Here is a 7,321-nt window from a genome sequence, read left to right as displayed (position 1 = left end):
AGCTGCTTGGTGAGCACCAGGCGGCCGAGCATGGCGAAGCCCATGGCAGGCAGGATGTTGGCGGCAACGCCAAAGCCAGCAAGGACAAAGGGCGGGATGAAGTCGAGCATGCCCTGGATGGCGTCAGCACCCAGATAGAACGACAGCGAGCACAGCAGGAACGCCATGATGATACCGGTCAAACCGATCAGGAAGTGCATCGCATAGACACCCTTAAGGTTGCCCTGGCCGGAGAAGACATCAGCGCGGTCAACCAGGATCGGCAGGGCGGCGTTGAGGATGTTCTTGATGGCAAGGCACAGCGTGGCGATGGGCATGGCAAGCGCGATGGCTGCCTCGGTGCTCTGGCCCAGCTGGATAGCGAAGGCGCAGGCGAGCACGCCGCCGATCGTCTCATCAGGCGGCACGTAGGCGCCGATGGAGATCGAGCCCATGAACAGCAGCTCCAGGCTGGCGCCGATCGCGAGGCCGGACTGCAGGTCCCCCAGCACCAGGCCCACGAGCGGGCACAGGACGATGGGGCGGAACGCATAGAGCGTACCGAGCTGGAAGTCGAACTTACCAAATGCGGCGATAAGTCCGATGAGGATTGCTTGGGTAAGCATATATCCCCCTTTCCTAATAGGAAACTACGAAGAGCTCAGACTCTTCGAAATTGAACGCCTAGAGCACGCTGGCGCAGTCAACCTTGGGGTCATCGGCCAGGGGTCGAATCTCGACCTCAACGCCACGATCCAGCATCTCGCGCACATCGGCTTCCTCGGCCGCGGTCAGGAAGATCTGACGAGAGACCTGACGCGCATCGGGACGCTTCTCGTCCTTGGGCTTGGTGTTGCCCAGGTTGACCGACTTGATCTGCGGGCAGCCCTCAACAAGCTGCTTTGCCTCAGCAATAGTGGCGACACAGATGATCATCTTGTACTTGTCGGTCACGCCCGAGTTGATAGCTTCGATTGCATGCTCCATATCTTTGATGACGAGCTTGCAGCCGGCAGGCTTGCCCATCTTGAGCGTCGTCTTCCACACCGGGTCGTTAGCGACCTTATCGCCCACGCAGAAGATGCAGTTGGAGCCAAGGCCCTGAACCCAGGAAACTGCGACCTGGCCATGAAGCAGGCGATGGTCAACGCGAAGTAGCTGAATCATAATGTGACCCCCCAAAGGTCTTGTACCGTCTTACGGCGTGTCAGTAGGTGCTGCGGATTAGAACTCTTCTTCCTCGTCGTCATCGACCAAAAGATCGTTGACAAACTTCACGCGCGTATCGTCCGCAGCGACGATGGCGCGAATCGTCTCCTCAACCGGCGCCGACTCGTCAGAGAACAGCAACTGGATGAGGAGAGGAAGGTTCATGTTGGTAACGAGGTACGTGCGGGGACGCGTCTGGACGATCTTGGTGAACTCGTTGTTGACGCTGCCGCCAAAGAGGTCGGTGCAGACAACGACATCATCGTCGGCAGACATGCCTGCCAGCAGTTTTTGGGCCTCCTCGGCCACGTCCATGCGGCCATCGACGAACATCGAAAGATCGTGGACGTTGTCGCGAGCGCCCGAGAGCAGCTCGACGCTCTCCTTGATGCCGGTAGCGAAGTGCGCATGGCTGGCGATGATGTACTGTCTCATTCTGTGTTCCTCTCAATAGCCCGGCACGTTCCCGCACCCGTTTTCTTTAGTAGTCGAACTGGTGATAGTAGCGACGATACTTGAGGTTGTGCTTGGTGACCGTCTCGTAGTAGCGAGCCAGGCGGTCGGTCACGAGCACCGTCAGAATCCACGGGGAGACGATGACGCGGAACTCGTCGTCAAGGCCGGGGATCGCGAACTCGGCGGTGTCGATGACGTTGACGTCGGTGTCGCCGGTCACGCCGCGGGTCAGGAACGCGCGGACGCGCTCGTCGAGCTTGCGGTTCTCGTCCTCGCCCATGAACAGGAACACGGGGACGCCGGGCTCCACGAGCTCGAGGGTGCCGTGGAAGAAGTCGGCCGAGGTGATGTAGCGGGTGCGCTTCCACTGCATCTCCTCGAGGATGCACATCGAGAACAGGATCGTCTCGCCCCACAGGGCGCCGGAGCCGATGAACATGGTGTAGGGGGCCAGGGCGTACTTCTTGGCGAGCTCCTCGGCGCGCGGCTCGAAGCGCTTGCGGATATCGAGCATGTCCTTCCAGATGTCCTTGGTCTGCTCGATAAACAGATCGAACTTGGGGAAGCAGCCGCGGCGGTTGAGCAGGCGCAGGCCGAAGCAGTCGGCGAGGTAGTAGCCCTTCTCACAGCCGCCCGAACCATGGTCAGAAGCCATGGCGACGCAGTTCTCGGCGCCGACAGCCTGGCCGATGGGGCCCTCGGGCTTGGTCATGGCGTAGACGCGCACGCCCATGCCCTTCATCTTCTTGACGGCCTCGAGGACCTCGGGGGTGGTGCCGGACTCGGAGGCGGTGAGCACGACGGACTTCTCGGTCATGCGCTTGTGGCCCATGACGTTCCACTCGGCGGCGTGGATCAGGTAGACCTCGAGGTCGCGGTCGCCGAACTTGTTCATGAGGTACTCGAGCTGCATGAGCTCGTCCCAGGTGCCGCCGACGCCCATCAGGAACACGGTGTCGTAGCCCTCGTCGGCGACCTTGTCGGCGAGCGCGGTCATCTTCTTGCCGGTCTCGTAGAGCGCCTTGCCGTCCTCGAGATAGCCCTCCTGGTCGAAATGCATGATCTCGATCTTCTCGGTTTCCTTCATTTGTCTCTCCTTTCTGGGGTTGTTTCCACATCCCCCATGCCAACGGGCATCAAAACCCGCTTACATTCCGTAACACTCGGCCGCTTTGGCCTTAAGCGCATTGACTGACTCTTCGTAGCCCTCTGCCTTGACCTCCATTTGCTTGGAGACGGCATCAAGATACGGGTGCACGTCCCATGACTTCAGACGCTCGACTATCATGGCCGCAATCGTCTGGAAGAACACAAGATTGGGAATTGCGCTGAGCAGCGGAGCCACCTGAGGCACCGCAACCTCGTGAGCCCTACCCTTGGGATGGGCCGTGAGCAGCACCGTTTTTGTCGTAACGTTCGATAGCGCATCAGCGATATTCGCAAGACGCTCCGACCCCTGCGGATCGTCGACGATAAACACGTGGTAGCCTGGGGTTATCTGCATCTCGGGACCGTGGACGAACTCCTCGCCCTCGTGATGCATGGCAGGAATCTTGATGGTCTCGCTCAGCTTGAGGGCCGCTTCTTCGGCAACGCCATAGTTGGGGCCGTTGCCGACGACCATGGCGGGCATGTGCTCAGAAAGCTCGAGCATGTGGTCTTGGACATATGCCTCGGCGATCTTGCACATCACGGCATTGGCCTGGATAGCCTCGCGCAGGTCGTCAAGACGCTGGGCAACGCCCTTGGCGTCAATCGTTCCGCGCGCCTGGCCGCCGTAAATACCAAAGAGCACCAGGTACTCAACGAGAACCTCGACGCCCAGAGTCACAAAGTCCACCGACTCGACACCCACACCGTAGTCAAGAACGATGTCAGCGTGTTCCTTGATGGGTGCCTCGACGTTTGCCGTGAGCGCAACTGCAGCCATATCGTGCGCGCGCATGTAATCAAGAGCCGCGATCGTATTGGTCGAATAGCCGCTCTGCGAAACGGCAATGTTGAGCGCATGCTGCGGATAGGTGTGCTCAAAATCGACGAAGGCCTCGGGCGTCACAACGGACACCTGCATTTGCAGGGTATCTTGCAGGTAATCGCGGGCGCAATCGGCGGCATGGCGCGACGAACCCGAAGCAACGATGCGCAGCGCGTCAAAAGAACCGGACTGGAAAATATCAACGAGCTGCGCTACCAGCTCAGACGAACGCTCGAGGTTCTCTCCCATACGCACATGGGCAAGCTGAACGTAATCGAGCATCTTCATCGTCTCACCTCGTAACAAATCATTAGTATTTGATACCAATCACAGTTACAGATTACGGCTTTTTGATACCTCTTTGTCGATTAATTTATCCCCATCGGCGAACGGTTGATTTTGAGCCATGTAAGGTTGTATATGCAGTTTGCTCAACGAATCAAAATTCCGTCAGCTTTTCAGCCCGTTATGCTAAAAACCAGCTAGTACGTATAGGTATATCCACCCGCATCACCGCGGTTAAACGACTTGACGTACTCGATTGCCTGGCCGCTCGCATCGAAGCTCACGCACTCAAGCGTCAAGGCAAGATCGCCCTGCTCCAGTCCAAGCAGACCGGCATCTCGCGCGCCCAGCGCTTCGATATCGAGCTTTTCCTGTGCCATGACCGGCTTTCGGCCCAACATCTCATAGGTCTCGTACAAACTGAAGACCGACACGTCAATATCTTCGATTGTGGGAAACAGCAGGCACGGGATGAACGCCATCTCAATCGATACGGGATCGCCGTTGACGCAGTTCAAACGCCGAATCGAATACAGTAAATCGTCCTCGGCAATGCCAAACAGGTTGGCATAATATGGACCCGCATAACGCTTGGAACGCGCGAGGATGCGGACGGACGGCTCGCCGCCCGAAGCACGAACTGATTCGCGAAAGCCTCCCGTTCGCTCGTAGGCAACGGGCACTTTCTGTGCCACAAACGCGCCCTTTCCGCGGACGCGTCGAATCTGCCCACGCCGAACCAGCTCATCGACAGCGCTTCGGATGGTCAAGCGCGTCGTACCAAATTCCTCGGCGAGGTCTTTTTCGGACGGAATCATGGAACCCGTGGGATATATACCGCGCTCGATACGCTCCTCGATGCGGCGTCGAATGCGCATATAAACCGGGGCGGCATCTACTGTTTCAGCCATTGTTCACCTGCCACGCTCCTCATGCCGTTCTTCTCGCCGTTATCGGCAAAGCGGAACTTTGTGGGCAAAATCACCGATTTGCAATGCTCCACAAAACGCATGTCCTTATCAAATTCTATCGTGCTCTCATAGAACACCGGCGTTCCCTCTTCTTGCTGGAGCAACTCGGCCTCTTCGGCGTTCAAACGCGAGATGGAGATATGCTCACGTCCATGCTCAACGCGCACGCCGCCTTCTTTGAGCAAGACATCGTAAAGGCTCTCACACTCAAAATCGTGATCGGGAAGCGAGGGGCACAGGGACAGGTTAACGTGAGCCGTCTCAATTGACGCCGGCTCGCCCTCAATAAGTCGAACACGCTGCATGCGGAGCAAAGGAGCGCCTACAGCAACCCCAAGCTTGTCGGCAAGCGCCTCATCCGCCTCGATGGCCCCGGTGGAAACCAGACGAGAAGAGGGGTGCAGGCCGGCAGTCCGCACAGCATCGGAGAAGTTATACGTTTCCTGAAAGATATTGAGCGGTTTGGGAGGACACACATACGTACCCGATCCGCGACGGCTCTCGAGCGTTCCACACGAGATGAGCCGCGTGATACCGGCGCGCAACGCCGTACGCGAAACGCCAATCTCTTCGCACAGCACGCGCTCGGCCGGCAGGCGATCGCCGCCGGCAAGCTGATGGTGCTGGATATACCAAAGAATCCCCTCAACAGCACGATCTTTGGGGGGAATTGCATAAGATTCGCCTGCCATTGCACAGACTCCTCGTTCAGAAACGTATGTCGCCAAAATTAGGCCAGACCACCCATGGCATCAAATTCGGCCTTGATCTTCTCGGCGACATTCCGATACGACTTATACAGGCTTGAATCGCGTTTGACTTCATCGGTCATAACGGGAATCTCTAGTTTGGAAACCTCGTCTTTTCCCGTCTGAACCGCCACAACAACGCCCATACCAAGACACATATTACGCTTGGCTGCGTTCATTTTTGCCGCCTTAGCGGGATTTGCCAGAATACGCTGGGCAAATTCCTGTTTAGAGACCGCTTCATCGGCCTCCGGATCGCCCGCCTCGGCCACTTCGCACTGCAACACGTCCGCATAGTCAAAAATCTTCGGCTCGCCGCCGCGCTGATGTACGGCCCACTTGCGACGCGTGGCATCCTGGTAGATAGCCGGCAAAAACGTAAACCGCGGCGGGTCCAAAATCGTATCCGTGATGGTAAACACATCGGGATCAAAGGCATCCTGCGGGTTTTTCTTCTTGAACAGCCCCATATCAGCCTCCCGTACTAGCATTAAACAACTTAAGCTGAATATAGCACCAATTTCAAGCCGCCGCCTTACCCTATCGGTACGCGGCGTCTATGGCTCGCCCAGCGGGGTAATACGGGCGAGGGCCGGGAAGTTCGCGAAGCCCACTTCCCGGAGCAAGGCCACCCCGCCGGGCAAGGCCCCAGCGCGAGGCCGTCCCGGATGCCTACCCGCACAGCGTGGCTACGAGCGGGATAGTCAGAATGGAGCAAATGATCGACAGAAACGTGCACTGCATCATGGGGCGTGCATCCTTACCGTATTGAAGGCAGTACAGCGTACCGTTGCTGCCCACCGGCATTGCCATATCGAGCACAAGCGTCGCGATAAACATGGGCGTCATGCCGGGCCACAAGCGCGCGACGGCAAGACATGCCACCGGCACGACAACCAGGCGAAATGCCACGGCAGCATAGGCACGCCAGTTGGTGAGCATCTCGAGCGGACGGTACTTGGCGATAGACGACCCCATGAGCAACAATGCCGCAGGAGTGGTCATGGTGCCAACGATGGAAATCGAGTCGCCCAGCACGCCCCAATCGGTCCATCCGGTGAGCACGATCCCAAGCACAGCAGTACTTGCAATGAGACCAGGACTCTTGCAGCAGGCGGCAATATTGCGCATCTGCGTTTTAAGGCCACCACCTATTCCGCTAAATAACATAACGCCGACGGTAAACATAAGAAAGTTTGGGGGGATAAGCGCAATCGATGCATACAACAGCGCTTGTTTTCCCAACACCGCCGAAATAACCGGAAAACCGATAAACCCGGCATTACCGAAAAGCACGGCGAAGCGATATGAGCATTCCGTCCCTTTGGGAACGCGAAGAGCAGCGGTGACAGCAAACGCGATAACGGTCGCCACCACATACATCACAAAGGACAGTCCCATGAGCGAAAACGTATCGGCAATGCTCGGAAGCTTCACATCATCGCCCAGCGCTGACGAAAGCACCAAGCACGGTAGCGCCACCTGCAACAGCAGATGCGACAGCTCGCGCTCGAACTCCGCTTTCATAAACCCCAGCTTGGCGATACACCACCCCAACAGGATCGGCAAAGAAACCGTCACCATCTGTAAGGCCACGCTCGTAAAACTCATCTACTCCCCCTCTTATCTATCCCACGAGTGCCGGGGCGGGGTGCTTGGTTTTGGAAGTGGGCTTCGCGAACTTCCAAAACCAAGCA

Annotated in this window: 9 protein-coding genes; all 9 read right to left on the bottom strand. The window is 57.7% G+C overall.

Features of this window, described 5'->3' with window-relative positions:
- Positions 1 to 605 (bottom strand): PTS sugar transporter subunit IIC (locus DW024_RS09630; RefSeq protein WP_147352081.1); only part of this gene is annotated, 605 nt, incomplete at its 3' end.
- Positions 606 to 663: 58 nt separating this feature from the next.
- Positions 664 to 1,146, bottom strand: coding sequence for a PTS sugar transporter subunit IIB (locus DW024_RS09625; RefSeq protein ID WP_099432286.1), 483 nt, complete (start codon positions 1,144 to 1,146; stop codon positions 664 to 666).
- Positions 1,147 to 1,203: 57 nt separating this feature from the next.
- Positions 1,204 to 1,623 (bottom strand): PTS sugar transporter subunit IIA, encoded by a 420-nt coding sequence (locus DW024_RS09620; RefSeq protein WP_035137739.1) that lies wholly within the window; start codon positions 1,621 to 1,623, stop codon positions 1,204 to 1,206.
- Positions 1,624 to 1,669: 46 nt separating this feature from the next.
- Positions 1,670 to 2,731 carry an SIS domain-containing protein gene (locus DW024_RS09615; protein ID WP_118377588.1) on the bottom strand — a complete coding sequence of 354 codons (1,062 nt, stop codon included), beginning with the start codon at positions 2,729 to 2,731 and terminating at the stop codon, positions 1,670 to 1,672.
- 60 nt (positions 2,732 to 2,791) lie between these two features.
- Positions 2,792 to 3,907, bottom strand: a complete 1,116-nt coding sequence (locus DW024_RS09610) for an SIS domain-containing protein (protein WP_118377587.1) — start codon at positions 3,905 to 3,907, stop codon at positions 2,792 to 2,794.
- A 194-nt stretch (positions 3,908 to 4,101) separates the two neighbouring features.
- Positions 4,102 to 4,815 carry a GntR family transcriptional regulator gene (locus DW024_RS09605; protein WP_117801029.1) on the bottom strand — a complete coding sequence of 238 codons (714 nt, stop codon included), beginning with the start codon at positions 4,813 to 4,815 and terminating at the stop codon, positions 4,102 to 4,104.
- Positions 4,800 to 5,567, bottom strand: a complete 768-nt coding sequence (locus DW024_RS09600) for a GntR family transcriptional regulator (protein WP_117638247.1) — start codon at positions 5,565 to 5,567, stop codon at positions 4,800 to 4,802. Before DW024_RS09600 ends, DW024_RS09605 begins: the two co-directional genes overlap by 16 nt.
- Positions 5,568 to 5,605: 38 nt before the next feature.
- On the bottom strand, positions 5,606 to 6,094 hold the full coding sequence (locus tag DW024_RS09595) for a hypothetical protein (RefSeq protein WP_117640898.1): 489 nt from the start codon (positions 6,092 to 6,094) through the stop codon (positions 5,606 to 5,608).
- Positions 6,095 to 6,296: 202 nt separating this feature from the next.
- Positions 6,297 to 7,235: an AEC family transporter gene (locus DW024_RS09590; RefSeq protein ID WP_118377586.1), complete on the bottom strand. Its 939-nt coding sequence runs from the start codon at positions 7,233 to 7,235 to the stop codon at positions 6,297 to 6,299.
- Between the last annotated feature and the right edge of the window lie 86 nt (positions 7,236 to 7,321).

The sequence above is a fragment of the Collinsella sp. AF37-9 genome (genome assembly GCF_003475115.1).
GTDB lineage: Bacteria > Actinomycetota > Coriobacteriia > Coriobacteriales > Coriobacteriaceae > Collinsella.
The sequence above is the reverse complement of the archived record's forward strand: the minus strand, read 5'-3'. Positions and strand labels throughout refer to the sequence as shown.

Excerpts from the sequence above, each read along its gene's own strand:
- DW024_RS09595 (WP_117640898.1), bottom strand. The coding sequence starts at position 6,094 with ATGGGGCTGTTCAAGAAGAAAAACCCGCAGGATGCCTTTGATCCCGAT.
- DW024_RS09610 (WP_118377587.1), bottom strand. The coding sequence starts at position 3,907 with ATGAAGATGCTCGATTACGTTCAGCTTGCCCATGTGCGTATGGGAGAG.
- DW024_RS09620 (WP_035137739.1), bottom strand. The coding sequence starts at position 1,623 with ATGAGACAGTACATCATCGCCAGCCATGCGCACTTCGCTACCGGCATC.
- DW024_RS09590 (WP_118377586.1), bottom strand. The coding sequence starts at position 7,235 with ATGAGTTTTACGAGCGTGGCCTTACAGATGGTGACGGTTTCTTTGCCG.
- DW024_RS09600 (WP_117638247.1), bottom strand. The coding sequence starts at position 5,567 with ATGGCAGGCGAATCTTATGCAATTCCCCCCAAAGATCGTGCTGTTGAG.
- DW024_RS09625 (WP_099432286.1), bottom strand. The coding sequence starts at position 1,146 with ATGATTCAGCTACTTCGCGTTGACCATCGCCTGCTTCATGGCCAGGTC.
- DW024_RS09605 (WP_117801029.1), bottom strand. The coding sequence starts at position 4,815 with ATGGCTGAAACAGTAGATGCCGCCCCGGTTTATATGCGCATTCGACGC.
- DW024_RS09615 (WP_118377588.1), bottom strand. The coding sequence starts at position 2,731 with ATGAAGGAAACCGAGAAGATCGAGATCATGCATTTCGACCAGGAGGGC.